The following is a 24,089-nucleotide window of genomic DNA, read 5'->3' on the forward strand; positions in this document are numbered from 1 at the left end:
GAAAATCCACAAGTCCATCTACCGGAACCGATGGTCCCGTCATCACGCAATCTGGGCGCTTGAGGTCGGGCGCGACGCATGGATATTAAGCGGCAAGATCAAGGCGTTACCTGTAAAACATATAGATCTTCTCGCAGTAAATACAGGAACTCTGCCGACCAGCTGGGTTGTTGGGCGCCGTCTAAAACTGATCTTCGCCGGGATTTCGACGGCAGACGCCCCGGGTGTGCCTCTCGATCTCAGCCAGTGCGGCGTCGAGCGAGGCGTGCGGCCCTTGCTGTATGCCGGCCACAGTTTCCGATGCGCGGCCCTCCGGATGGATCATGAACTGACGGGGAGCGCTTGCCGTGATGCGCCCCATCGAGCGGCCGAGCAGGTCCGCCAGCCGCCAAACCGTGCCTCCCTCTGCCGGAGTAACGATCACATCCATGGTAAACCTTGGGCCTGTACGCCGCGCGTTGTAATAACCGACGGGCGAACTACCGAGTTCCGCGGACGCGGCATTCTCGGTACTGGAAGGATTGCCGCGTCGGATCGACCCGCGATCGAGCTAATGGCGCTTAATGCCGATATGTGCGACCATATAGAATGGTCAAAAAGAAAGGTCGAAGGCCAACGTCGGGAGAAGCAATGGCAACCGCTCTCGACCGTTGGGACGAGGAAGGCGGAGCGCAGGAGCTGGCGTGGCCTTTACCCTATGAGGCCAGCGATTTGCGGGACGTGGAGCGCAGAGTCCTGGAATGTCTGGGTGCGCCCTTGTCAGCGAATGGAATGATTTACCTACTGACGTCCAGCGCAGGCTCTTCGAGCAGGCGGCCTCGGGCAAATCGCACGACGCCACCCTGTTGAAGACGCGGATCGCCCGTTTCCTGCACGATCATAAGGACGCTTCGTGTGTGCGCTAACACTACTTTGGGTGCGCCGGGAGACCGGCAAGGAATAGATGGTGGAAGTCCATTGCGATGAAGGTGTAGCGAACCACATCGGCCCCGAGCCGTGCGCAGGCGTCCGCGAGGGTGTCGGCGAAGCGTCGGTAGGGGAGCATGCAGGCCAGCCATTGAGCCGCGAAACAGTGTTATCTCGGGAGCCGACGCTGTCCAAAGAGCGGAAGGCAATATGGGCGAGTGCGCAAACGCGAGCACCCGTCCAACCCGGCGTGGTCGTAGACCCTGGCATGTATGGAAGCTCCTTGTACGGGAACCGGGATATCTCCGGGTCGGCCATCTTCCTTCTCGGAGGAGATGGTCCGCAGCGGGAAGGCGAGGAGCTGTAGCCGCTGATGCACGACACGGAGAAGTCTGACTCTGGCATAGTAGCTGAGAGAAGCCAACGAACAAAGCCGGATTACTGGCGGCGGAGTGGGCGGAGCCAAGGCCGGGGACCAAGGGAAACGCGGAACAGCAGCGCATGCACCGGACACAGGGCCGGGCTCGCATGACCCAGTCGCTGGACCGCGTACGGACAGCCGCAAGGCTGAGGAAGAAGGACCGGTTCACCGCGCTCTTTCACCACATCAATGTCGATACACTGCGGGCGGCGTTCTTTGCGCTCAGGCGTAAGGCTGCTCCCGGAGTGGATGGCATGACGTGGGAGGACTACGAGGAAGATCTCGAGCCCCGGCTCGCCGATCTGCACAAACGGGTCCAACGAGGAGCGTATCGCCCGCAACCGTCTCGCCGGACGTACATACCAAAGGCAGACGGCAAGCAGCGCCCGTTAGCGATCGCGGCTCTCGAAGACAAAATCGTCCAGGGCGCCACCGTCATCGTGCTCAACGCCATCTACGAAGGAGACTTCTGTGGCTTTTCCTACGGGTTTCGGCCCGGCAGAGGACCACATGATGCGTTGGACGCGCTCTGCACAGCGATCGAGACGCGGAACGTGAACTGGATCATTGACGCCGACATCCAAAACTTCTTTGGCGCAGTCAGTCAACCTTGGCTGGTTCGCTTCTTGGAACATAGGATCGGCGACAAGCGCATCATCCGCCTCATTCAGAAATGGCTGAAGGCGGGTGTTCTCGAAGACGGCGTCGTAGCCGCTGATGACAGGGGAACGGGTCAAGGTTCGGTGATTTCACCGCTTCTGGGCAACATCTACCTGCACTACGCTCTCGACCTGTGGGCCAAACGCTGGCGACAGCGCGAGGTCTCCGGCGGCATGATCATCGTGCGTTACGCGGACGATGTAGTAGTCGGCTTTGAGCGCGAGGATGACGCACGTCGTTTCCTTGACGCGATGCGCGCGAGACTGGAGGAGTTCGAGCTGACGCTCCACCCGGCCAAGACCCGCCTGATTGAGTTTGGTCGCCATGCGGCGGCTCAACGCAAGCAGCGCGGACGAAAGCCGGAAACCTTTGCGTTCATGGGGTTCACGTTTATCTGCGGCAAATCACGCCAAGGGCGCTTCCAGCTTCAACGGAAGACCCGTAGCGACCGCTTGCGAACCAAACTCCGCGAAATCAAGGAGGAGCTAAGGCGCCGAATGCACTGGCCGATCCCTGCACAAGGGAAATGGCTGAGGCAGGTCTTGACCGGCCACTTTGCGTACTTTGCTGTCCCGACGAATGGCCGAGCGCTCAATGCGTTTCGGTTCTATCTGACCGATCTCTGGAGGCGGACGCTTCGGCGGCGCAGTCAGCGGACCTGTCTGACCTGGGATCGCATAACGCAGATCACCGATGACTGGCTCCCCAAGGCTCGCATCCTTCATCCATGGCCGAAGCTGCGCTTCGCCGTCAAACACCCGAGGTAGGAGCCCGGTGCCTTAATTGGGCTCGCCGGGATCTGCGCGGGGGGCGCCCAGTGATGGGTGTTCCTACCGCGAACTAGATTTGTTCACGCCGTTGCTTTTCGCTGACGCGCCTTGACGGTTGCAGCCAACCGCCGCCGCGTCCAACGACTTTCGCTCCACAGGGCCTTGACCGGATCCTTAGCCGCCGCGGCCTTGGCAGTTATTTCGTGATGCTTCGAGCAGAATGTCGTTTCGGGACGGTCTTGTACGCCCCCGGTCGCGCCAAGAAGGTGATGATCGACAAGGAGAGCACCACCATCGTCAGCGGCGCCGGCAAGAAGGCCGACATAGAGGCGCGGGTGACGCAGATCAAGGCGCAGATCGAGGAGACCTCCTCGGACTATGACCGTGAAAAGCTGCAGGAGCGTCTCGCCAAGCTCGCGGGCGGCGTCGCGGTGATCCGCGTCGGCGGCGCGACCGAGGTCGAGGTCAAGGAGCGCAAGGATCGCGTTGATGACGCGATGCATGCGACCCGCGCTGCCGTCGAGAAAGGCATCCTGCCGGGCGGCGGCGTCGCCTTGCTGCGTGCCTCCGAGCATCTCAAGGGGCTGCGCACCAAGAACGATGACCAGAAGACCGGCGTCGAGATCGTGCGCAAGGCGCTGTCCTATCCGGCGCGCCAGATCGCGATCAACGCCGGTGAAGACGGCTCGGTGATCGTCGGCAATATCCTGGAGAAGGATCAGTATGGCTACGGCTTTGACTCCCAGTCCGGCGAGTACGGCAACCTGGTCACCAAGGGCATCATCGACCCGACCAAGGTCGTTCGTGTGGCGATTCAGAACGCGGCTTCTGTTGCGGCGCTCCTGATCACTACCGAAGCCATGGTGGCCGAATTGCCAAAGAAGAATGCCGGCGGTGGCGGCATGCCTCAAGGTGGCGGCATGGATGGTATGGATTTTTAAGTCCTACTCGTTCAGAGCTCAACAATAGCCAAGGCCCGGCAGAGATGGGCCCTTTTTGCAGGAACCAGCAAAAAGCCGTCGCCGAGAAGCGTGATGAATTCTCGCCGTTTCACGGATTTCCGTGAGGACGCCTTGTGCAATATCTCAAAATCAGCACTCTACTTTGCAGCCGGGTGGCGGGTGAGAACTGTTGCCAAACCAGTCAGGACGCACCTCACCGTTACTGGATTTTGGGAAGTGCATAGCTCCGCCCTGGTTGGTCGCCCCTGTGATGACCAGAGACCGAAGACCGCGATCACCTGGGACGCGGGGATCATGAGTAGCAGGCCGGCTACGATCGAGACACCCGGTGCAATAGCGACCACAGCGAGCAGCAGCATGATAAGGCCGGAGGAGCGCTTGTGTAGGCGACCCATCAGCCAGCCCAGGGGCAAAGTGATCTTGCCGGTGCCTCGTCGTGCAGCCGCTGCAGCAGGACCGAGGCAGGCACAAACACCCCTTCATCGGCGGGCATTGTCGGCTTCAGCTGGTCGGGGCTCGTTGGGACCCGGTACGCCGGGGACAGGATATTTTGGGAGGCGCCCGGTCGACACAGCCGACCCTGCGAGGGTCAGAGCCGACCCAGAAGTAGCAATACGACGAGGACGACCAGGATGGTACCGATGACCCCCATCCCACCGTGGCCATAGCCGTAGCCGTAGCCGCCGAAGCGGCCGCTGAAGCCACCAAGCAGGAAGATGATGAGGAGGATGATGAGGATAAGTCCGATCGACATTGTCCGACTCCTTTGGTGGGACCTTGTGGATATTGGGTCTCAAGTTTTGTCTGTCTTGCGATTCGTCGACCTCCTGCAAGAGCCCGCAGGCGACCCCGGATGGGAGGGGCCGATGCAGTTGACCGGATCACAAGGGCGCAGCCGCGCCATCGCGATCCAGTGCGCGCTCGAGCGCGTGTTGAGTGGGAATGGTCTGTGACAGAGGTTGCCACGCCCAAACAGCGTCGCTCGTGCCCTCAATACGGGGCGTAGTATTGGCGGCGATAGGGATACGGGCCGCCGTAGTAATCTGGCGCGTAGCCTGGCCCGTAGGCTCCGTAGGCGGCGGCTCCAGCCGCGGCACCCAGGATGCCAAGACCAATTGCGGCCCCCGGAGCGCCGTAGTAGCCGCGACCGCGGTAGTGGCGTCGGTAGTAGACTTCTGTCACTGCGGACGATGAAGCCGCTTGTGTCGGAAGAGTCGTGCTCGGCGAGATCGGAGCTGCCCCCGAAGGCAGCACCGAGGCGAGCGTCGCCGCACCGAAGAGTGCGACCGCAATCGCGTATTTCATTGTCTGCTGGTTCATGGTCGTATCCTCTCGAATTTGGAGCATCTCAAGCGGCAAGTCGAGTTGCGTGCCCCACGCTTTAAGTGCTGACCATGTTGCTACGCGTGTGAGCAGCACATTGGCCGCCTCGTAGAGGTAACTTCGCAGCATCTTATCGCCGCATTTCGAGATTCGGCCTGTCCAGTCAATCTCGCCGGATGCGTATCGGCGGGTCGTTAGCCCTGTATAGGCTCCGACGCTTCGCGATCTCTTGAAGCGAGCGGGGTCATCGATCGTCGCGAGGAAGCAAAGGGCCGTGACCGGGCCGATGCCAGGAGCCGTCATGAACCGTCGCACCTGGGCATTGTTGCGAGCCAGCCGCAGCACCTTGCGGTCAAGGTCCACAATCTGTTGCTCGACGGCCTCGCGTGCCTTCAGCAATGGATCTACCGCGGCAAAAAGCTCTGACCGATCCTCGGCTAACTGCGCGGCGCGCACGGCAAACATATTCATCTTTGCTCGTCCGATGACACGCCCGAGGTTCTTGAGGAGCCCCCGGATTTGATTTTCGATATCCCGCTTGATCTTGACGAGCAGGGCTCGACTGACAAGAAGGGCTTTGGTCGCATGACTATCGAGATCCTTGACACAAACCTCCTTATACCAGCCACATTGCATGATACGTGCTATACCAGCAGCGTCATTTCGGTCGCTCTTGTTGATCTGCATCTTCAGAACCGCCTTCGCATGCCTGGCGTCAATGCAGATAACGGGTAACCCGAGCTTATTCAGCTCGGTCCACAACCATGTCGACGTTGCTCCGGTCTCGCGTCCGATCCGAACGACCTGTGGCGCGTGCAATTTGATAAACGTCGCAATCGCCTCCGGGTCAGATGTAACCACCCCTTCGCGCTCGACCTTCCCTGTCCGATCGACGATGCAGATCGAAGTCAGTTTCAGTGACACGTCTAATCCCACATAGCGCTCCATTGCGTCTCTCCTTTATTGCAAGGCCCTGAGGTAGGCCTCGTCGAGTCCTAGTACCCACTTTTCTTGGAACGTGAGTCGTGATTCAAGGTCGGGATGATACCCGAAGCAAGAGAAGTCCACCTTTCGAGGAAAGATCGCAAGGTGCTTGAGGCGTGCTGTCGCTCACCGGTGACGTTGCAGCGCGATTTGAAGCGGGCGCGGATAGTTCTGTTGGCGGCGGATGGGCGCAGCACCCGGTCGATCGCCAAGGAAGTTGGGGTCCAGCCGCGGATTGTCAGCCTTTGGCGGCATCGCTATGCCGACCATGGCCTTGAAGGGCTGCAAGACAAGCCGCGGCCTGGCAAGCAGCCGATCTATACGAAGACGACCGACAAGCGGATTCTGAAGCTGCTGGATAAGCCGCCACCGCAAGGGTTTGCGCGCTGGACCGGCCCCCTGCTGGCCGAGGCGCTGGGCGATGTCGATGTCCAATATGTCTGGCGGTTCCTGCGCAGCCACAAGATTGACCTGGTGGCTCGCAAGTCCTGGTGCGAGAGCAACGACCCGAACTTTACGGCCAAAGCCGCCGATGTTGTCGGCCTCTATGTCGCGCCGCCGGCGAAGGCCATTGTGCTGTGCGTGGACGAGAAGCCCTCGATCCAGGCTTTGGAGCGAGCGCAGGGTTATCTGAAGTTGCCCAATGGCCGCGCCTTGACCGGCCAAAGCCACGATTACAAGCGGCATGGCACCACAACATTGTTTGCGGCGCTCGAAGTCGCCACCGGAAAGATCATCGCGACCCATTCAAAACGCCGGCGCCGCGTCGAGTTTCTCGATTTCATAAACAGCGTCACCGCGGCTTTTCCGAACCGCAAGCTTCACGTCATCCTCGACAACCTCAACACCCATAAAAAGAACGAGGACTGGCTCAAGGCCCACCCCAACGTGCAATTTCATTTCACGCCGACAAGTGCGTCATGGCTCAATCAGGTCGAAGTATGGTTTTCCATCTTGCAGGGGCAGTCGCTCAGCGGCACCTCCTTCACGAGCCTCAAGCAGCTTCAGGAACACATCGATGCCTACGTCAACGCATACAACGACAGAGCCGAGCCCTTCGTCTGGACCAAGAAAAAGGTCCGTCAACGCCGTTTCAAAGGCCGCCGTATCACTCAGCTCTGATTCCGGGTACTAGAGAGCTGATTCCCAGAGCCTGAGTATGGCTCCGAGCCCGGAATTACCCCATGTGTGAAAACGCTGCTGCTTTGCTATGATTCTCTGGTGATTCTGCGGGGGAAGCTGATGAGGCGCTTCGTTGAGCAGGCCGATCGTGGGCAATGGACATTATTGCCCGAATGCCTCGATGATTTCATTGACGAGAGCAGCCCTGTTCGAGTGATCGACGTGTTTGTCGATGCGCTTGATTTGGCTGAGATGGGCTTTGAGGGAGCGGAGCCGGCCGCAACGGGACGGCCGTCGTATCACCCCTCGGTTCCCCTGAGAGCTATGGCGGAATCTGGGTGATGACGGTGTGAGGAAGGCGGCGTATCGAGGCGGGTGACGAGCCTGCCAGAACCTCTCGAGGAGAGCGATACGCCATGACCGAGACTACCAATGTTCTTGCTTTCCGTCAGCCGTCCGCGGTTGATGATCCACTGACCGATATCGTTCGAGCCGGCGCGCGGGACCTGCTTGCCAGGGCGATCGAGATCGAGGTTGGCGCGTTTCTGGCCAGCACGGCCAATCTGACGCTGCCCGACGGTCGAGCGCGCCTGGTCCGACATGGGCACGGTCCGGTGCGCGAGATTGCGACCGGCATCGGTCCGGTGGAGGTCGCTCGTCCCAAGGTCCGCGACCGCGGAGCGAGCGGGCCAGGCGACCGCCTCCGCTTCAGTTCGGCAATCCTGCCGCTATGGGCGCGGCGGACGAAGAGCCTGGATGCCTTGATCCCGGTCCTCTATTTGCGCGGCATCTCGACCGGCGACTTCCAGGAGGCGCTCTCGGCGCTGCTCGGCAAGGATGCGCCGAACCTGTCGCCTTCGGTGATCGCCGGCCTGAAGGCCGATTGGCAGGTCGAGTACGAACGCTGGCAGAGACGCGATCTGTCGGCGCGTCGCTATGTCTACATCTGGGCCGATGGCGTGTACCTGCAGGCCCGCATGGAAGATCACAGCGAATGCATGCTGGTGCTGATTGGCACCACGCCGGAAGGCAAGAAGGAGCTGATCGGCTTCCAGGTCGGCGTGCGCGAGAGCGCGCAGAGCTGGCGCGAACTCCTGATCGACCTGCGGCAACGCGGGTTACGGATTGCCCCGCAACTCGCCATCGGCGACGGCGCCCTCGGCTTCTGGAAGGCACTGGACGAGGCCTTTCCCGGCACGCGGCACCAACGATGCTGGTGCCATAAAGTGAGCAACGTACTCGACAAGGTCGCCAAATCCGTGCAGGGCCCCATGAAGAACGACCTGCGGAACATCTATCTGGCCCCACACCGGGCCGAAGCTGAAACCGCGATCGACGTCTTCGTCGAGAAATACCACGTCAAATACGGACGTGCGGTGGAGTGCCTGATCAAGGATCGCCATGCGCTGCTCGCCTTCTTCGACTTCCCTGCTGAGCACTGGATCCACCTACGCAGCTCGAACCCGATCGAGAGCGTCTTCGCCACGGTGCGCCACCGAACGGTGCGGACCAAGGGATCGCTGTCGCAACAAACTGCGAAGCTGATGGTGTTCAAGCTCATCGACGCCGCATCGAAGACCTGGCGGCGATTGAAGAGCACGAACCAGTTGCCGAAAGTCATCGCCGGTGTAAAGTTCATCGACGGAATCGAAGTCATTCCGAACACTGAAAGCCACGCCGCCTGATCAGGCCGCGTCACCCAAAATCAGCCATAGCTCTTCCCCTGAAGCTCTACATTTATGGCTATCTGAACCGGGTGCAATCGAGCCGACGGCTCGAACGAGAAGCCGGTCGCAATGTTGAGGTGATGTGGCTGCTGGGTCGGCTCGCTCCCGATCACAAGACGATTGCCGACTTCCGCAAGGACAGCGGCCTGGCACTCCGCAAGGTATGTGCGCGCTTCGTTGAACTCTGCCGAGAGATGGGTTTACTGGCGACGGCGAGCGTTGCGATCGATGGCAGCAAGTTCAAAGCCGTGAACAACCGGGACAAGAACTTCACACGGGCCAAAGTCGAACGGCGTCGTGCTCAGCTGGAGGAGAGCGTCGCGCGGTATCTGAGCCAGCTTGACACGGCTGACCGACACGAGCCGACCGAAGCGCTGGCCGCGAAGGTGACGAGGCTTAATGAGAAGCTCACAAAACTGAAGGACGAAATGGCCAAGCTTGCTACTTACGAGAAGCAGATGCTGGCTTCGCCCGACCAGCAAATCTCTCTGACTGATCCCGATAGCCGCTCGATGGCAACCAGCGGCCGCGGGTCCGGCGTTGTCGGATACAACGTGCAAGTCGCCGTGGATACCGAGCACCATCTGATTGTCACGCATGAGGTAACGAACAGCGGCTCGGATCGGGCTCAGCTTGCCAATATGGCCAGGCAGGCGAAGGCTGTTCGAAAGACCGAGACGCTCGAGGCCGTTGCCGATCGCGGCTACTTCAGCAGCTCCGAAATCCTCGCTTGCCACGAGGCCGACATCACGGTGACGCTGCCCAAGCCGATGACTTCTAGCGCCAAGTCGGAAGGGCGCTTCGGCAAGCAGGACTTTGTCTATTTACCGGAGAGAGACGCCTATCGCTGTCCGGCTGGGGAGCAACTGCCATATCGCTTTACTGGCGAGGAAGATGGCAAGCGGGTAAGGCGCTACTGGACCACAGCCTGTCAAAATTGTTCGCTCAAATCTCAGTGCACGACAGGGCCGGAGCGGCGGATTCCCCGATGGGAGCATGAGCATCTGCTCGATGCTGTGCAGCAGCGCCTTGATGCGAACCCGATGGCTATGCGTCAACGTCGCAAGACCGTCGAGCATCCGTTCGGCACAATGAAGGCCCGCATGGGCGCGACACACTTCCTGACCAAAACGCATCCGAAAGTAGCCGCCGAGATGGCTCTTTCGGTTCTGGCGTACAATCTAACAAGGGTCATGAACATCGTCGGGATCAAGCCGCTGATCGCTGCGATCGCGTCCTGAGAACTGCGTGTCTCCTGCCTTCCGGGCCAGATACCCTTAGGCACCGTCTTTACACGACCAAGACCCAAAGCAGACGTCACTCCGGTCGTCCTCCCATCGCACGCAGGTGGCCATCGCACCATCTGGCGATGCCAATACTTCGCTGCCCCGGCAGCGCTGGCGCACGGTGATATTGGCTCGGCCCTCGACCCGCCGTCGCAGGGCGCGCTCGATCGCGGGGCGTAACGCCGCGTAGCCCGACCAGCAGAGGTCGCGTGGCGAGAACGGATCGTAACCCGGGCGTTCCCTGCGAACATCGAGGCCTGCCTGAGCGGGACGGCTCCGGAGCGCGTCGCTCAGCGCCCGCCGGCCGCTGAGCAGCAGTCCATGGACGTGTCGCGCCTGCGGCGTGCCCGCCCAGTGGGTGAGTTGCGCGGGAAAGCTGTCGCGCTCGAGGACAATGACGTGCTCGAGACGCAAGGGCACTGGCAGCCTTCAGTCCAGCCATCCGGCGGAGTCACGGGCGCTTGACCGCCGATCCGAGTTGACGCCATCGCCATCTCGTAGACTTCGTGCTCCGCAGGCCCGAGCGTGGCGCCGATTTCACCGGCCACCAATCGGAATCCAGGCGCTCAGGATGAGGGCGGCCACGCAGGCGATACCTGCCGGTGCTGCATACAAATCGGGCGCATCCATGCGTCACCTCGCCGATCAGTCGTTTGAGGCAAGAAAGTGCGGCCAGCTGGAGCAGAGTGTGAGCCGGTTAACAAGTCCGGTGCCCAAACTGCGTCAGCATGGTGATCATTATCGCAAGTCCTGGAAGGCCAGGGGCCGCTCGTGGTCCGTCGCCGACTACCGGGTCTCGCTCGGAAAGCCGCTCAAGTCGGGCGCAAGTTTGGCATGCGGTTTGTCCTTGAGGGATCTGTGCGCTAGTACCCGGAATCAGAGCTGAGTGATACGGCGGCCTTTGAAACGGCGTTGACGGACCTTTTTCTTGGTCCAGACGAAGGGCTCGGCTCTGTCGTTGTATGCGTTGACGTAGGCATCGATGTGTTCCTGAAGCTGCTTGAGGCTCGTGAAGGAGGTGCCGCTGAGCGACTGCCCCTGCAAGATGGAAAACCATACTTCGACCTGATTGAGCCATGACGCACTTGTCGGCGTGAAATGAAATTGCACGTTGGGGTGGGCCTTGAGCCAGTCCTCGTTCTTTTTATGGGTGTTGAGGTTGTCGAGGATGACGTGAAGCTTGCGGTTCGGAAAAGCCGCGGTGACGCTGTTCATGAAATCGAGAAACTCGACGCGGCGCCGGCGTTTTGAATGGGTCGCGATGATCTTTCCGGTGGCGACTTCGAGCGCCGCAAACAATGTTGTGGTGCCATGCCGCTTGTAATCGTGGCTTTGGCCGGTCAAGGCGCGGCCATTGGGCAACTTCAGATAACCCTGCGCTCGCTCCAAAGCCTGGATCGAGGGCTTCTCGTCCACGCACAGCACAATGGCCTTCGCCGGCGGCGCGACATAGAGGCCGACAACATCGGCGGCTTTGGCCGTAAAGTTCGGGTCGTTGCTCTCGCACCAGGACTTGCGAGCCACCAGGTCAATCTTGTGGCTGCGCAGGAACCGCCAGACATATTGGACATCGACATCGCCCAGCGCCTCGGCCAGCAGGGGGCCGGTCCAGCGCGCAAACCCTTGCGGTGGCGGCTTATCCAGCAGCTTCAGAATCCGCTTGTCGGTCGTCTTCGTATAGATCGGCTGCTTGCCAGGCCGCGGCTTGTCTTGCAGCCCTTCAAGGCCATGGTCGGCATAGCGATGCCGCCAAAGGCTGACAATCCGCGGCTGGACCCCAACTTCCTTGGCGATCGACCGGGTGCTGCGCCCATCCGCCGCCAACAGAACTATCCGCGCCCGCTTCAAATCGCGCTGCAACGTCACCGGTGAGCGACAGCACGCCTCAAGCACCTTGCGATCTTTCCTCGAAAGGTGGACTTCTCTTGCTTCGGGTATCATCCCGACCTTGAATCACGACTCACGTTCCAAGAAAAGTGGGTACTAGTTTGCCGCGAGGGCTCATTCTCTGTGCCACAACCTGAAATTTTGATATGTTGCCCCTTTCATTCCCGCGATTGAGTGGGTCCGATGAATCAGGTACCGGCGGTCACCCCGTCCACGATCAATAGACGGCTCGCTGCAGTCGCTTTTGCTGATGTCGCGGGGTTTTCCCGTCTGATGGCTGTTGATGATGTCGAAACGGTACGCCGCTGGAGAGCTGTACGGACGGACGTTCTGCAGCCGCACATGCTTCGGCACGGCGGACGGGTTGCCGAGATCGCCGGAGACGCGGTGTTGGTGGAGTTCGCGAGTGTCGTGAACGCTGTGCGGTGGGCGACCGATGTCCAGCGCACTCAGCACAGTGCGCAAGGCAAGAATCCGCTGCATCTGCGCATTGGAATCAATGTCGAAGACGTCATCGACGAAGACGGAATACTGCAAGGTGACGGCGTCAACATCGCGTCCCGCATTCATCAGGCAGCGGATCCTGGCCAGATCGTTGTGACCGCAGCAGTACGCGATTATGTGATGAATAGGCTGCCGGTGGTGTTCCATGATTTGGGGACGCCTCCGATGAAGAATATCAATCGAGCCGTTCGCGTGTTTGCGGTCGAGTGGGTCGAAGGCGGAAAAAGCGACCTGTTAGCGCAGCCCTATCTGCAATGGTCGTCACGGCCGACGATTGCAGTGCTTCCGTTCCGAACCGTCGGAGGAGCTGAACACGAGGATTACTTCGCAGACGGCATCACCAACGAAATCATCACGGGTTTGTCGCGCAGCCGGGGATTGTACATCATTGCGCGTAGTTCAACGCTTCGGTATCGCGACAGGGGCAAGGACTTGCGTCAAATCGCCAGCGAACTCGATGTTCGCTATATCCTGGATGGCAGCGTTCAGAGGCAGAAGAAGCGTCTGCGGATCAGTAGTGAGCTGATTGACGTAGGCAGCAACCGTCCGATCTGGGCAGAGCGGTTCGAGGGATCGACCGACGAATTGTTCGAGTTTCAGGACCGTATCACCGCAAGCATCCTCGGCAAGCTGGAGCCGCGCGTGCGAGCAGTTGAAGCGGCTCGCGTCCGTGACCATCCCACGGAGAGTCTCGATGCATACCACTGTGTGCTGAAGGCGATGGCTCTGCTCTATCTATTCACCGAGGAGAGCTACCAGTCGGCGGGTGAACTGCTTGAGCGCGCGATTGCGCTCGATCCTTCATATCCACAGGCATACGCCTATCTCGCGTGGTGGCTCAATTTCCGCATCGGCGAAGGGTGGTCCCCAAACCCTGATGCCGATATAGCGCGCGCGCTCGCCGTTTCGCAGCGCGCGATCGAGCTCGACAGCGAGGACCCGTTTGCACTCGCCGTTGGCGGCCATATTCTTTCCTTTCTCGGGAAAAAACCCCTTGAGGCGATTGATCTCTTCGATCAGGCCCTGGCGCTCAACGAAAACTCGGCGTTCGCTTGGGGTTTGAGTGCCTTAACGCTGGCATATCTCGGTCGGCCCGACGAAGCGGTGGGGCACCTTCAGAACGTCTGGCGCTTGAATCCGTTCGATCCCTTGAGCTTCTATTTTTGGATCATCGCCGGGATCGCCGAGTTCGTTGCCGGACGATACGAAGAATCAATTGCATGGCTGCGAAAGTGCAGGCGCGCAAATCCGCGGTTTATTGCCTGTTTGCGAATGCTGGCTGCGTCGCTCGCTCTGTCAGGACGGGAGCATGACGCGCAGGAAGTCGCGAGAGAATTGCTGACGATCGAACCATCGTTTCGCGTGTCAACCTTTATCTTATGGTATCCGTTACAACGGAAAAGCGATCTGGCTCGCCTTGAGGCTGGACTGCGATTGGCCGGCCTGCCGGACTAAACGACCGATGAGCGGTGAAGTTTAGGGAGGACTGAACATGGCCTCGTTTGGAGCAGGTGGTGCAACGGGAGCTGGCGCCGGTGCGGGCGCTGGTGCAGGCGCCGGTGCCGGTGCGGGAGCCGGTGCTGGTGCAGGAGCCGGTGCTGGTGCCGGTGCGGGCGCTGGTGCCGGTGCGGGCGCAGGAGCGGGCGCGGGAGCGGGCGCTGGTGCCGGAGCAGGGGCGGGCGCCGGGGCAGGGGCGGGAGGACGCGTGTCTACCGGTGCTGAAGCAGGCCCGGGCACGGGCCGCAGCTACTTCGCCACACCATGGGACCTACGCTTCAGGCCTTGGGCGCTCGACTTTACACCGGACGATGCCGGCAACCCACCATATCCGTTTTCCGAAATCGTAAATCCATATAACACCGATGACTTCCTCGAGTGGACAGCCGACGACTGGGACCCGGCTTTACGTTTCTGGACGCTGCCGTACGATCCGCAGCTGAACGAGTGGCTTAAATCAGTCGATGAGACTCGCACATACATCATGGCGGGCCGGGAATTTGGCGGTCAGCCCGAGCTTTGGCAGTTCGGGCGTAGAGAACTGCTTGCCAAGGGCTGGTTGGAGCCGCGAGATCTCGCGTGGCAGCCCGATCCGGAATTGAGAGCGGCCGGCGGTAACGACTGGACTGCCGCGAAGAACAGCGGCTGGAGCACGATTCAAGCCGAGATCGCGGAACTGCAACAACTGATGCAGGACGATCGCGATCGATACCTTGCAGAAATCGACCTGCAAGCGGACAACGGACCGGACTACATCGTCGCCTTCCTTGGTGCGCACACCGGACGGTATCCCTGGACCATCGAGCTCATCAACTGCGGGCTTTCGATCGGCAATATCGCATATTCGTTTTACAAGGCGGCGTTCAAGCGCGTTCGTCCCTCTTTTCTGTGTCCAGGGCTGGCTCCTCCATTCGGTCCGCCCGGTCATCCCTCTTTCACGAGCGGTCACTCGTTTCTGGCCCATCTCATGGGATTGCTGCTTCTCGAGATTCCCGGAATACAGTCACGCTATGGCTTTTTCCCAACTCCAAATACCGGCGCACCCGGAGGGGCAGTTCCTTTTGTGGCCGGCCCTATCGCAGTAGCTATTTCGCGGGCTAACCCGGCTGTCGTGAGTTGGCCTGGAAACACGCTACGAGCCGACGACCCCGTTTGTTTTGATTTGCCGCAACAACTGAGCTCGGCGATTAACCCAGGCCAGATCTACTACGTGTTGGCGTCGGGTCTTGTGCCCAATACATCCTTTCGATTTTCAACGAGGATCGCCGGACCGCCCGTCGACACGAGCGCAGACGCCACGCAAACCTATGTCATTCCTCAAAATCCTCTGCCCGCCAGCGGCGCGTTCAATTCCCCGCTGATGTGGCTCAGTCAGCGGATCGCCAAAAACCGCGAGCGCCTCGGCGTCCACTATTCATCGGACACGACCGGGAGCCGGCATCTTGCAGCCGCAATCTGTTATTCGCTTTTTCATGAGGCGGATCCCCAGAAACGAATCGTCTGCCCTATGCTCGAGACGGTGAAAAAGCGAGCCGAGGCCGAATGGCCGGCATAAGTTGGCTTGGGTTGCGTTACGGTCCCCGGACACGTAGTCCAAGGTTATTGTCGTTGGCGACGAGATCTACCAGCGGCGTAGGACGATAGCTGCAGGGGAGTGGGGGCAGAGATATGGTCGACGCGGTATCCGTGTTGCCCAGGTCGTCGGCGCAATTCGCTTCGGCCAGCACGATGTGGCGGCCCGCGGGCGCGTTTGTATAGGTGTACGGACCGAAACGGACTTTGCCGCCCGGCGGCACGGTTTGAACTTGACCAGTGCTGCCCAGCTCCTCCCAGTAACCGTCATTCCAAAGTGGTGGTGGCGACGGTGGGGGTGGAGAGGCTGGGTTTGGCCAATCGTGCCACCACACTCTTACCGTCACCCCCGCAGCGTCGTAGGTACCGCGATTTTGGACCCACACGTAGATTTCGCCGGTTGGAGATACTTCGATTGCGTCGTGCCCGGTGCTGCTTGGGTCTCGCCAGGCTTGCCAGGCAGGCGGAGGGTCGCTCTCTGTTTGATGCAAGTCCCACTCGAGAGAAACAGGGACGTAACTGCCTTTGCCAAAGTCCAGCGTACCGCTCACAGGGTCCGTCGTTGGTCGCTGGCTCTCGATGAAAATGTCCACAGGCGGCGGATAGCCCGGTGTGTTGGTAAAACTTCTGTAGAGTCCCTGCGCCTCGAAGGCCCAGCGGATGACCTTGTGCACGCAGCCGCCGATCCTTTCGTACGTCTCAGGAGATTCAATCCCCATCGCGCGAAAAACGACGTGCCATGAAGGCGTGTTCGACGCAGTGTTGATGTCCGCGTCAATCATCGCGGAGACGAATTGATCGGGCTCATTCGTGGGCGATACCAACGAACTGCCGAGAATTTGAATCCCTCGCATGATGAGGTAGACGCAGTAGTGTGATGCCGAGCGGCGGACATAGGTGTCAACAGGGTGCGGCGGCGGTCCCGTCTGCACGACCGTGGTATCACCTCCGATACAGCGGTATAACCGGAACAATGACGAGGATAGAATTTGCTCGCTCCAATAGCTTTTGCGGCGAGGCCCAGCAAAATCCTGCACCTGGGATAAACCGTAGTGTAACCCTCCGCTCCAGCTCCACCCATCCGTCACGCATCGATCGTGGCGGCGCGGCAGAAAGACCCAGGGGAAGGTCGAGCCGCGCCGATTCGGGTCTGTCGCAAGGCTCGATTCCGGGTCCGAGACGATAGCAGCAAGGGCATCGCCGGGGCTGTGAGCGAATCTGAACTCTAGTTCGCCGACCGAGGCCGTCAGAAGCACGTGCCCAATCTCGTGCCAGATCCAGCGCGCATCGGCGGCGATGCCAAGCGGTTCAGCGGGCGAACGGTCCTTGCCATTCCAAGGCTTACGCGCGCGCGTTGACAGATTGGCCAACGCCAGATGCATCTCGATGAGAGGCGGCGGATTGCCGCCCGGAATCGTGCCTATGAAGTTATCGGGGAAGCCCTTTACGCGAACGCGCGCATTGACGGTCTGGCCGTCTTTGCCCTGTCCGGGGCCTACACCGGAGCGATAATGGACTTCGAGCGGCAGGCCCGCGATCCGGAAATAGGCGCTTGGACTCATTCCGTAGGCGCGAAGCCGGTTGAAGAATTGCTTGACGTTCCAGTACGCCATGACGGCGGAGGCATCATTTGATCTAACCGGCGGCCCACTACCCGGCAAGGGAACGTCTTTCGGAGTCCCCGGCAGGTGAGCATGATCCTCGAGGACAAACCCCGGACAAACGACCACCACCTCATCGTCGTAGCCATCGGGAGCATAGACCAACGGGTGCGGTATGTTGTGCACCGTCCTGCGATAGTAGTAGTCGAGAACGGCCTCGGGTCGCGTCGGCCGTCGATCGCGAACAGCTGCCGCGCCCGCCTGCGATGGTGGGTCGATGGGAAAAATCCTCCCTTGGTGCGCATCGGCAACGAGTGCAACCTTGCTGACGAGCCCGAGCGGACTGTTCTCAAGGAACGGACCATCCTCAAATTCTTCTTCGCTCAGCGTAAGGACGGTGGCGAAGACGAAAGAATAGTATGGCTCCAGGTCGACATGCCCGGCCACGGCGGAATTGCTCTTTTTGGCTTGGCCGGTCGCGTAGAATTCAACGTGGAGTGGGAATTCCGGGAATTCCTTCGCCGGCAACCGTATGCCCTGAATTGCAACGGTACTCATATTCAAACCGAGTGTTGATGCGATCAAGCTCCTGAATCGCGCCGAGAACAGAAATTCAGCCAATGCGGTTGCCGTCGGGAGTGCAGTTGCCTGGGCGCGGGCCGTGGCCGCGCGGCTCGATCGTTGTGGGCGCTCCGTCGGTCGAAACTGCCCGAACGGGAGCGAAGCCGACATTCCCGAGATGCGAACCTCGAACTGCGATTCAGACGTTCGCACGTGCGCAACCACACGGATGCCAAACCCCGTCCCGATAGGTTGGGATGCCAGTAGCTGGGAGGCCATCATCACTACGATTGGATCGGAAGAATTGTCCGATGCATTTGTTCGGAGAGCTACAAACGAGGCCAGCGGACTTGGCTGCGTGCTCGGCGCTGAAAAGGCCAACCATCCGAACAAAGGGCTCGACTGGCCCGGCGCCAGCGCGTTAATCCACTCGTCGGGAATTTCGAGCGGAGGGTCAATCAGCGGATTGCGGTTGGCCGCCAAGAGGTAGTCGTGAGCGACCTTTTTCATGTCACTTTCGAACTGGCTGATATCTCCAGTTCCCACGAAAGGTCTTGTGGGATGACGCAACAAGACGGTGGTTGGATAGGTTTGATCGTCGTTGTTCAGGTTGCCCCAGCGTTGGCTCCATACCGAGTATCTGCTGTATGGCCAACCTGATTGATCGTCCGCGCTGCCTGCAACGCGCTTGGCTCGTGGCCTTGCCGCCTTTTTTTTGGCAGCTCTCTTCTTTCGGATTTTGGAGCCGGCGCTGCGTTTTGCCATTGAAGTCTCCTCCAGGTGGCGTCCGCTACCATATCACAATCCAAACAACCCCGGGGGCGTTCTAACCGTCCCCTTCGCTCCGCTTGAATTAATCATCTGTACCGGGACCAGGCAAGCATCAAACCGCGGATTTCACGGCTCCCGCGGTACGCAGCGAAAATGTGGCGGCAATATCTCGGCTGCGCGAGCGTCATCATCGTGCACGGCCGGGCGAAGAACCTTCCCATTCCTGTTCGGCGACCGGCCGAGCGCGGCGTCATCCATCGCGCAGAGGGACGTCTGTGAACTGCCTCACACGAGGGCAAACTTATTTCTACGTTCTACCGGAGATTGCGGCGATGCTCAGCGTGGATTACTTTCAGCTGTGGCTTGAGGGCATTTAGCAATGGAGGAGTTTCAAATGAGTCCAGCTACGAGCAGGCAGGCGGCGCCAACTAAAGAGCAGGTGGAATTGATACGATCCGCGATTGAGACCTCCATAGGAGGCATGCTCGAAATCATGTTCAAAAAGCAGACTTATCTGAAAATAGAACTTTTCCCGAAGGGCATAGACCTGATTGATGTGGAAGCAAAGGTTGGTCTGCCAAATGCGCCACTCGTTGAGCTTCACGTAAAGATTGCTGGTCCCGGATCGCACGCCGCGGCCCCGGAGGGACAATAGCAATCGGTCTTCGCGATCGGTCGGGCGGGCCGTCCACGCGGTTTTAGTAGTGGGCTACACGTTCAACGTGGTGGCCTTGACTCCTCGTGCCAGCTTTACAGCGTGCGCACCGCAATTTCTGAGATATCATCCGTTTGCGGGAAGTCTCGTACTCGATGCATCTTTACTGTGTGCGGGGCAGCAGCAGGAGGTGAGACCATGGCGACCAATGCCTTCTCGGACCTTACGCGGCTGATCAACGGTTATCAGATTTCGCAAGCCATTCACGTCGCGGCCCGGCTTGGCATCGCCGACCACCTCAGTCGCGGGCCGCTCAGCAGCGACGAACTTGCTCGGCTCAGCGGATCGCATCCGAGGACGCTCTATCGGCTGTTGCGGGCACTGGCTTCAGCCGGTGTTTTCCATGAGGCGGAGAACAGAACGTTCTCGCTCACCCCAATGGGCGAGTGTCTTCGTTCCGACTCGCCCACTCCACTCGACGGCTGGGCCGCCTATGTCGGCCGCCCCTATGCCTGGCAGGCCTGGGGCCATCTTGAACACAGCGTTCGCACCGGCGAGAGTGCCTTTCGGCATCTCAATGGTCAGAGCGTATGGGAGTATCGCAGCACCCGTCCAGATGAGAACGCGATCTTCAACCGAGCCATGACGGCCAATTCTCGCGGAGCGATCGAAGCTATTATCGCCGCCTACGATTTCAGCAGCTTTCGTCACGTCGCGGATATCGGGGGTGGTGAAGGCCAGCTGCTGGCGGGAATTCTCGCCGCAAACAAGGGCCTGCGCGGAACGCTGTTCGATCAGCCGCACGTGGTTGCCAAGGCGGCCGAAGTTCTGAACCAACATCGTGTCGCCGACAGATGCGAAATCGTCAGAGGCAGTTTCTTTGAAACCATCCCGGAGGGGGCTGACGCCTATGTGATGCGGGCGATTATCCACGATTGGGACGATAAGGAAGCGATTTCTATCCTGAAGACCTGCCGCCGCGCTATGACGGCTGATGCCAGATTACTCCTCATAGAACGTGTGGTGGAGCCCCCGAACGAGGGGCCGATCTCGAAATTCAGTGACCTAAATATGCTCGTCATGCTCGGGGCGCTTGAACGGAGCTACGAGGAGTATTCCGCGCTATGTCGAACGGCCGGATTTGAGATGCGCGGCACAGCTCGCGCAGGCTCGCACTACCAGGTCATCGAGGCAGTTCCCCACTCAGACTGAACCAGTGCGGGTCCTTTCTTCACGGCCGCAGGGTCTGCATCAGATGCGCTTTCACAACCTGAGGTCTGGTTATGACCCCAATGTATGGTCCGGCCGTGCGTAGCAAGAGATTCGTCGATCAGGTGGTGAGTGGTCTTGCATCAATGTATCCGGCCTTTGATTGGAGCATTTGCTCCGGGCCGAGCTGGCCCCGCAAATTCGGACAGTAGCTTGAGTGGATTTTCTGCCTGACAGCGGCGAGGATTCTTGCTGCGAATCAGGAGCGAAGATGACGAAGAAGAGCCGCCGGACGCATTCTCCGGCATTCAAGGCGAAGGTTGCTTTGGCTGCGGTCAAAGGCGACAAGACACTGGCGGAGCTGGCGCAACTGTTTGATGTTCATCCGAACCAGATCACGATCTGGAAAAACCAGCTCCTGGAAGGCGCCGCCGGCGTGTTTGGGCATGACAAGACATCGGCCGAGACGCCGGTCGATTTGAAGGCGTTACATGCCAAGATCGGCGAGCTGGCATTGGAAAACGATTTTTTGTCCGGCGCGCTCACCAAGGCGGGCCTGCTGAGCGCAAAGCGATGATCGACCGCGGTCATGATCTTTCTATCGTGCGCCAGGCGAAGGTCCTGAAGCTGGCTCGCAGCACGGTCTACTATGAACCTCGGCCAGTTTCGGCCGAGGACCTTGCCTTGATGCGTCGGCTCGATGAGCTGCATCTCGATTATCCCTTCGCGGGAGCGCGTATGCTGCGATCGTTGCTGCGGCGGGAGGGCGTATACGCCGGTCGCCGCCACATCGCGACGCTGATGAAGCGCATGCGGATCGAGGCGGTCTATCGTCGCCCGAACACGAGCAAGCCGGCTCCGGGTCACAAGATCTACCCGTACCTGTTGCGCGGATTGAAGATCGAGCGGCCCGACCATGCGTGGGCAATGGACATCACCTACATTCCGATGCGGCGTGGCTTCGTCTATCTCGCGGCGGTCGTCGATGTGTTCAGCCGACGGGTCCTGGCCCATCGCGTCTCGATCACAATGGAGGCGGCCTTCTGCGTCGAAGCGGTCCAGGAGGCGTTGGCGAAGCACGGCAGGCCCGAGATTTTCAACACGGATCAGGGCAGCCAGTTCACCAGCCTCGAGTTCACCGATGTGCTGCTGGACGCGAAGATCGCCATCAGCATGGACGGCAAGGGCGCCTGGCGCGACAACGTGTTTGTCGAGCGGCTCTGGCGCACGGTCAAATACGAAGAAGTTTATCTCCGCGCCTACGACAGCGTGTCCGAGGCGCGAGCGTCAATTGCCAAGTATCTGGCCTTCTACAATCAGGGACGCCCTCACTCGAGCCTTGACGGGCGCACGCCCGACGAGGCTTACTTCGGCACGCAAGCTATGGTGATGGCCGCATGACCGTCGCCGACGGTTTTGTCGTCGCTCTGGTCGGGCTACGCCCTCCCGACGCAACGACAAAACCGTAAAGCCCCGCGTTCAGCATAACCCGGCAGGAATCCACGTAAATCCAGCGGGGCGCTGTCCAAACAACCGGGGCCAGCTCTGACGAAGCTCGGCAACTGCAGCGTAAGCTTCACGCTCATGTCCCGTTAGTGCGTGGGCGGCGGCGAGATCTGCGTAGGCAATCCAAAGAGGCTGCACCGCGATGGAGCGGCCGCACCAATCAATCGCCCCCTCATACTGCCCGAGATGGGAGTGTGCATGGCCGATGTAGAAGTACCACGTGCTTAGCAGCGGATCACGGGGGCTGAGCTGGATGGCCATTTGGAGCGGCGCAAATGCCTCCGCGGAACGGCCGACGCGGATCTTGGCGGCGCCGAGCGCGCCATGGGCCGGGGCCAGGCTGGGGTTGATCGCGATTGCCGCTTCGTACTCGCCGACCGCGGCCTCAACATTCCTACCGCTGGCCCGCTGGATCGTAAGCGACGTTCGCGTCCCATTCGCAAAGGTTTGGCGTGGGGATTGCAGTCTGTTGATCAACGTGTTTGCAAATCGTTGGCGGGGGGTATGGAGGCGGCAACGACGGAGAATTACGAGGTGCGGCCGAACGACCAGGGCAGGAGCTCGTCGATCCGGGACTGCGGGTGACCGGTTGCGATCGCTTTGAGCGTCGCTTTCATCCAGACGTAGGGCTCCACGCTGTTGATTTTGCAGGTGGCGATGAGCGAAGCTATGCGCGCCCATGAACGACCACCTTCGTCGTGACCAGCAAATAAACTATTTTTACGCGTCAGAGTCAGCGGCCTGATTTGATTTTCGACGGGATTGGTGTCCATCTCAACGCAACCATCGTCGAGAAACAAGGTGAGGCCATCCCAATGGTTCAGGAGATAGGCGATCGCCTTGCCCATCTCGCTGCCCGGCGACAGGCGAGCGGCTTGCTCGCGCAGAAACCTCTCGAGTTCAGCGACGAGCGGCCGTGATCGCTCGTTACGGGTCGTTTGCCGAGCCGGGGCGTCGGCGCCACGGATCTCCTTCTCGATCGCATAGAGTGCGGCGATGCGCGCGAGAACGGCTTCGGCGATGGGTGAGCCGGCTTTCGGAGTCGCTGCGATGATCTTGCGCCTTGAGTGGGACCAACATGCGGCCAGCCGCAGCGGCACGCCGCCTTTGCGCTTGGGCCGTGCGAGCCGATGATAGCCCTGGTATCCGTCGACCTGAAGGATGCCGTCGAAGCCCTCGAGGATGCGCTCAGCATGGTCACCACCGCGTCCTGGCGCGTAGTGGTAGACCACGATTGGTGGATCAGCGCCGCCGTGGCCGCGATCGTCGCGCAGGACAGCCCACAGATAGCCGGTCTTCGTTCGGCCCCGGCCCGGATCGAGCACAGGCGCCCTGGTCTCGTCTATGAACAAGCGGCCCGATTGCTTCATCACGACGCTCATGCGCTCGACCAGCGGCGCGAGGTGGAAGGCGACCGTTCCCATCCAGTCTGCCAGAACGGCGCGATCGATGAAGATGCCATGCCGAGCCAGAACCTGCGACTGACGATAGAGTGGCATGTGCTCGCTGAACTTGGCGACCGCCACCTGCGCCAGCAGCGCCTCGGTGGGGATGCCACCCTCCACGAGATGGGCGGGCGCCGGCGCCTGAGCAACACCGGTGCAGCCCTTTGCGCAGGCGTAGCGCGGTCGCACCGTCTCGATCACACGATACTGGGCGGCCATGACATCGAGACGGCGGGAGCGATCCTCGCCGATCTGGACCATCCGGCCGCAGCCGCAGGGACACTCGAGGTTCTCGGGTTCGATCACCTGCTCGATGCGCGGCAGGTGCGCGGGAAAGGCACGGGCAGCGCGCCTGGTCCGGCGGCTGGACGGCGCCGTGCCGGCGCGGCGCGCACGATCGTCCTGGCGTTCCTGGACTTCGGCGATGGCAATCTCGATGTCCTCGAGAACCAGTTGCATCTGATCGGGATTGAACTTTTCCGAGCGTTTACCGAAACGTGCGCGCTCGTACTCCTTCACGAGCAGTTCGAGGCGTTCGACGCTCTCTTTGGACGCAGCCAGTTCACTCTCGACATGAAGGCGCGCCGAGCATTCATCGTCTGCGCGACGACGCTCGGCTTCAATCATCGCTTCCTGCGCGCGGAAGAGCGCGCGCAAATCGGCGGGCAGCGCTGCAAGACGGGCGGGATCAATGGGGGACGGCGGCACATCCGCAAGCTA

Annotated in this window: 15 protein-coding genes and 4 pseudogenes; 11 read left to right on the forward strand and 8 right to left on the reverse strand. The window is 60.3% G+C overall.

The window, feature by feature from the left end; all coding sequences use genetic code 11:
• Positions 1 to 181: 181 nt before the first annotated feature.
• Both ACFLEY_RS09140 and ACFLEY_RS09145 read right to left on the reverse strand, forming a co-directional pair.
• On the reverse strand, positions 182 to 430 hold the full coding sequence (locus ACFLEY_RS09140; protein WP_060908798.1) for a hypothetical protein: 249 nt from the start codon (positions 428 to 430) through the stop codon (positions 182 to 184).
• Positions 431 to 907: 477 nt separating this feature from the next.
• A complete protein-coding gene (locus ACFLEY_RS09145) occupies positions 908 to 1,045 on the reverse strand; it encodes a hypothetical protein (RefSeq protein ID WP_171901125.1) in 138 nt (45 codons plus the stop codon).
• A 234-nt stretch (positions 1,046 to 1,279) separates the two neighbouring features.
• Here ACFLEY_RS09145 and ltrA point away from each other — a divergent pair.
• Positions 1,280 to 2,754 (forward strand): annotated as a pseudogene (gene ltrA, locus ACFLEY_RS09150) (group II intron reverse transcriptase/maturase).
• A 254-nt stretch (positions 2,755 to 3,008) separates the two neighbouring features.
• Positions 3,009 to 3,698: pseudogene (locus ACFLEY_RS09155) on the forward strand (TCP-1/cpn60 chaperonin family protein); the annotation flags it as partial.
• 610 nt (positions 3,699 to 4,308) lie between these two features.
• Here the strand turns inward: ACFLEY_RS09155 and ACFLEY_RS09160 are convergent.
• Together ACFLEY_RS09160 and ACFLEY_RS09165 are read right to left on the reverse strand one after the other, a co-directional pair.
• On the reverse strand, positions 4,309 to 4,473 hold the full coding sequence (locus ACFLEY_RS09160) for a DUF3309 family protein (protein ID WP_082755440.1): 165 nt from the start codon (positions 4,471 to 4,473) through the stop codon (positions 4,309 to 4,311).
• Positions 4,474 to 4,709: 236 nt separating this feature from the next.
• The gene (locus ACFLEY_RS09165) at positions 4,710 to 5,990 is read right to left on the reverse strand and encodes an IS110 family transposase (RefSeq protein WP_060908796.1); all 1,281 of its coding nucleotides are present in this window, start codon (positions 5,988 to 5,990) and stop codon (positions 4,710 to 4,712) included.
• A gap of 93 nt (positions 5,991 to 6,083) precedes the next feature.
• Between ACFLEY_RS09165 and ACFLEY_RS09170 the strand changes: the two genes are divergently transcribed.
• From ACFLEY_RS09170 to ACFLEY_RS09185, 4 genes and pseudogenes are all read left to right on the forward strand, one after another.
• A complete protein-coding gene (locus tag ACFLEY_RS09170; protein WP_082756082.1) occupies positions 6,084 to 7,148 on the forward strand; it encodes an IS630-like element ISRj1 family transposase in 1,065 nt (354 codons plus the stop codon).
• 120 nt (positions 7,149 to 7,268) lie between these two features.
• Positions 7,269 to 7,469: pseudogene (locus tag ACFLEY_RS09175) on the forward strand (IS5/IS1182 family transposase); the annotation flags it as partial.
• A gap of 95 nt (positions 7,470 to 7,564) precedes the next feature.
• Positions 7,565 to 8,833, forward strand: a complete 1,269-nt coding sequence (locus tag ACFLEY_RS09180; RefSeq protein ID WP_038952271.1) for an IS256 family transposase — start codon at positions 7,565 to 7,567, stop codon at positions 8,831 to 8,833.
• A 29-nt stretch (positions 8,834 to 8,862) separates the two neighbouring features.
• A pseudogene (locus ACFLEY_RS09185) lies at positions 8,863 to 10,116 on the forward strand (IS1182 family transposase); the annotation flags it as partial.
• A gap of 921 nt (positions 10,117 to 11,037) precedes the next feature.
• Here ACFLEY_RS09185 and ACFLEY_RS09190 read toward each other — a convergent pair.
• Positions 11,038 to 12,102 carry an IS630-like element ISRj1 family transposase gene (locus ACFLEY_RS09190; protein ID WP_026192128.1) on the reverse strand — a complete coding sequence of 355 codons (1,065 nt, stop codon included), beginning with the start codon at positions 12,100 to 12,102 and terminating at the stop codon, positions 11,038 to 11,040.
• Positions 12,103 to 12,231: 129 nt separating this feature from the next.
• Between ACFLEY_RS09190 and ACFLEY_RS09195 the strand changes: the two genes are divergently transcribed.
• Positions 12,232 to 14,007: an adenylate/guanylate cyclase domain-containing protein gene (locus ACFLEY_RS09195; RefSeq protein ID WP_060908795.1), complete on the forward strand. Its 1,776-nt coding sequence runs from the start codon at positions 12,232 to 12,234 to the stop codon at positions 14,005 to 14,007.
• Between the two features lie 250 nt (positions 14,008 to 14,257).
• Positions 14,258 to 15,604 (forward strand): hypothetical protein, encoded by a 1,347-nt coding sequence (locus ACFLEY_RS09200; RefSeq protein ID WP_202633143.1) that lies wholly within the window; start codon positions 14,258 to 14,260, stop codon positions 15,602 to 15,604.
• Between the two features lie 16 nt (positions 15,605 to 15,620).
• On the opposite strand, the gene ACFLEY_RS09205 is transcribed toward ACFLEY_RS09200, so the two are convergent.
• Positions 15,621 to 18,548, reverse strand: a complete 2,928-nt coding sequence (locus tag ACFLEY_RS09205) for a hypothetical protein (protein ID WP_129557368.1) — start codon at positions 18,546 to 18,548, stop codon at positions 15,621 to 15,623.
• Positions 18,549 to 18,948: 400 nt separating this feature from the next.
• Between ACFLEY_RS09205 and ACFLEY_RS09210 the strand changes: the two genes are divergently transcribed.
• The 3 genes from ACFLEY_RS09210 (at position 18,949) to ACFLEY_RS09220 (ending at position 21,819) form a co-directional block, all read left to right on the forward strand.
• Positions 18,949 to 19,209, forward strand: a complete 261-nt coding sequence (locus tag ACFLEY_RS09210; RefSeq protein ID WP_129557367.1) for a hypothetical protein — start codon at positions 18,949 to 18,951, stop codon at positions 19,207 to 19,209.
• A 198-nt stretch (positions 19,210 to 19,407) separates the two neighbouring features.
• On the forward strand, positions 19,408 to 20,421 hold the full coding sequence (locus tag ACFLEY_RS09215) for a methyltransferase (protein WP_060908789.1): 1,014 nt from the start codon (positions 19,408 to 19,410) through the stop codon (positions 20,419 to 20,421).
• Between the two features lie 268 nt (positions 20,422 to 20,689).
• A protein-coding gene (locus ACFLEY_RS09220; protein ID WP_129557324.1) for an IS3-like element ISRj2 family transposase occupies positions 20,690 to 21,819 on the forward strand; the annotation gives its coding sequence in 2 pieces (ribosomal slippage) (positions 20,690 to 20,942 and positions 20,942 to 21,819; 1,131 coding nt in all).
• Positions 21,820 to 21,897: 78 nt separating this feature from the next.
• Here the strand turns inward: ACFLEY_RS09220 and ACFLEY_RS09225 are convergent.
• Positions 21,898 to 22,401, reverse strand: a complete 504-nt coding sequence (locus tag ACFLEY_RS09225; RefSeq protein ID WP_060908788.1) for a hypothetical protein — start codon at positions 22,399 to 22,401, stop codon at positions 21,898 to 21,900.
• Between the two features lie 50 nt (positions 22,402 to 22,451).
• Positions 22,452 to 23,996 (reverse strand): IS66 family transposase, encoded by a 1,545-nt coding sequence (gene tnpC, locus ACFLEY_RS09230; RefSeq protein WP_224517700.1) that lies wholly within the window; start codon positions 23,994 to 23,996, stop codon positions 22,452 to 22,454.
• Positions 23,997 to 24,089 lie beyond the last annotated feature (93 nt).

Origin of the sequence: Bradyrhizobium sp. YCK136, assembly GCF_044570075.1 — a bacterium.
GTDB classification, from domain to species: domain Bacteria; phylum Pseudomonadota; class Alphaproteobacteria; order Rhizobiales; family Xanthobacteraceae; genus Bradyrhizobium; species Bradyrhizobium diazoefficiens.

Excerpts from the sequence above, each read along its gene's own strand:
- ACFLEY_RS09140 (WP_060908798.1), bottom strand. The coding sequence starts at position 430 with ATGGATGTGATCGTTACTCCGGCAGAGGGAGGCACGGTTTGGCGGCTG.
- ACFLEY_RS09145 (WP_171901125.1), bottom strand. The coding sequence starts at position 1,045 with ATGCTCCCCTACCGACGCTTCGCCGACACCCTCGCGGACGCCTGCGCA.
- ACFLEY_RS09160 (WP_082755440.1), bottom strand. The coding sequence starts at position 4,473 with ATGTCGATCGGACTTATCCTCATCATCCTCCTCATCATCTTCCTGCTT.
- ACFLEY_RS09165 (WP_060908796.1), bottom strand. The coding sequence starts at position 5,990 with ATGGAGCGCTATGTGGGATTAGACGTGTCACTGAAACTGACTTCGATC.
- ACFLEY_RS09170 (WP_082756082.1), top strand. The coding sequence starts at position 6,084 with ATGATACCCGAAGCAAGAGAAGTCCACCTTTCGAGGAAAGATCGCAAG.
- ACFLEY_RS09180 (WP_038952271.1), top strand. The coding sequence starts at position 7,565 with ATGACCGAGACTACCAATGTTCTTGCTTTCCGTCAGCCGTCCGCGGTT.
- ACFLEY_RS09190 (WP_026192128.1), bottom strand. The coding sequence starts at position 12,102 with ATGATACCCGAAGCAAGAGAAGTCCACCTTTCGAGGAAAGATCGCAAG.
- ACFLEY_RS09195 (WP_060908795.1), top strand. The coding sequence starts at position 12,232 with ATGAATCAGGTACCGGCGGTCACCCCGTCCACGATCAATAGACGGCTC.
- ACFLEY_RS09205 (WP_129557368.1), bottom strand. The coding sequence starts at position 18,548 with ATGGCAAAACGCAGCGCCGGCTCCAAAATCCGAAAGAAGAGAGCTGCC.
- ACFLEY_RS09210 (WP_129557367.1), top strand. The coding sequence starts at position 18,949 with ATGAGTCCAGCTACGAGCAGGCAGGCGGCGCCAACTAAAGAGCAGGTG.
- ACFLEY_RS09215 (WP_060908789.1), top strand. The coding sequence starts at position 19,408 with ATGGCGACCAATGCCTTCTCGGACCTTACGCGGCTGATCAACGGTTAT.
- tnpC (WP_224517700.1), bottom strand. The coding sequence starts at position 23,996 with ATGATTGAAGCCGAGCGTCGTCGCGCAGACGATGAATGCTCGGCGCGC.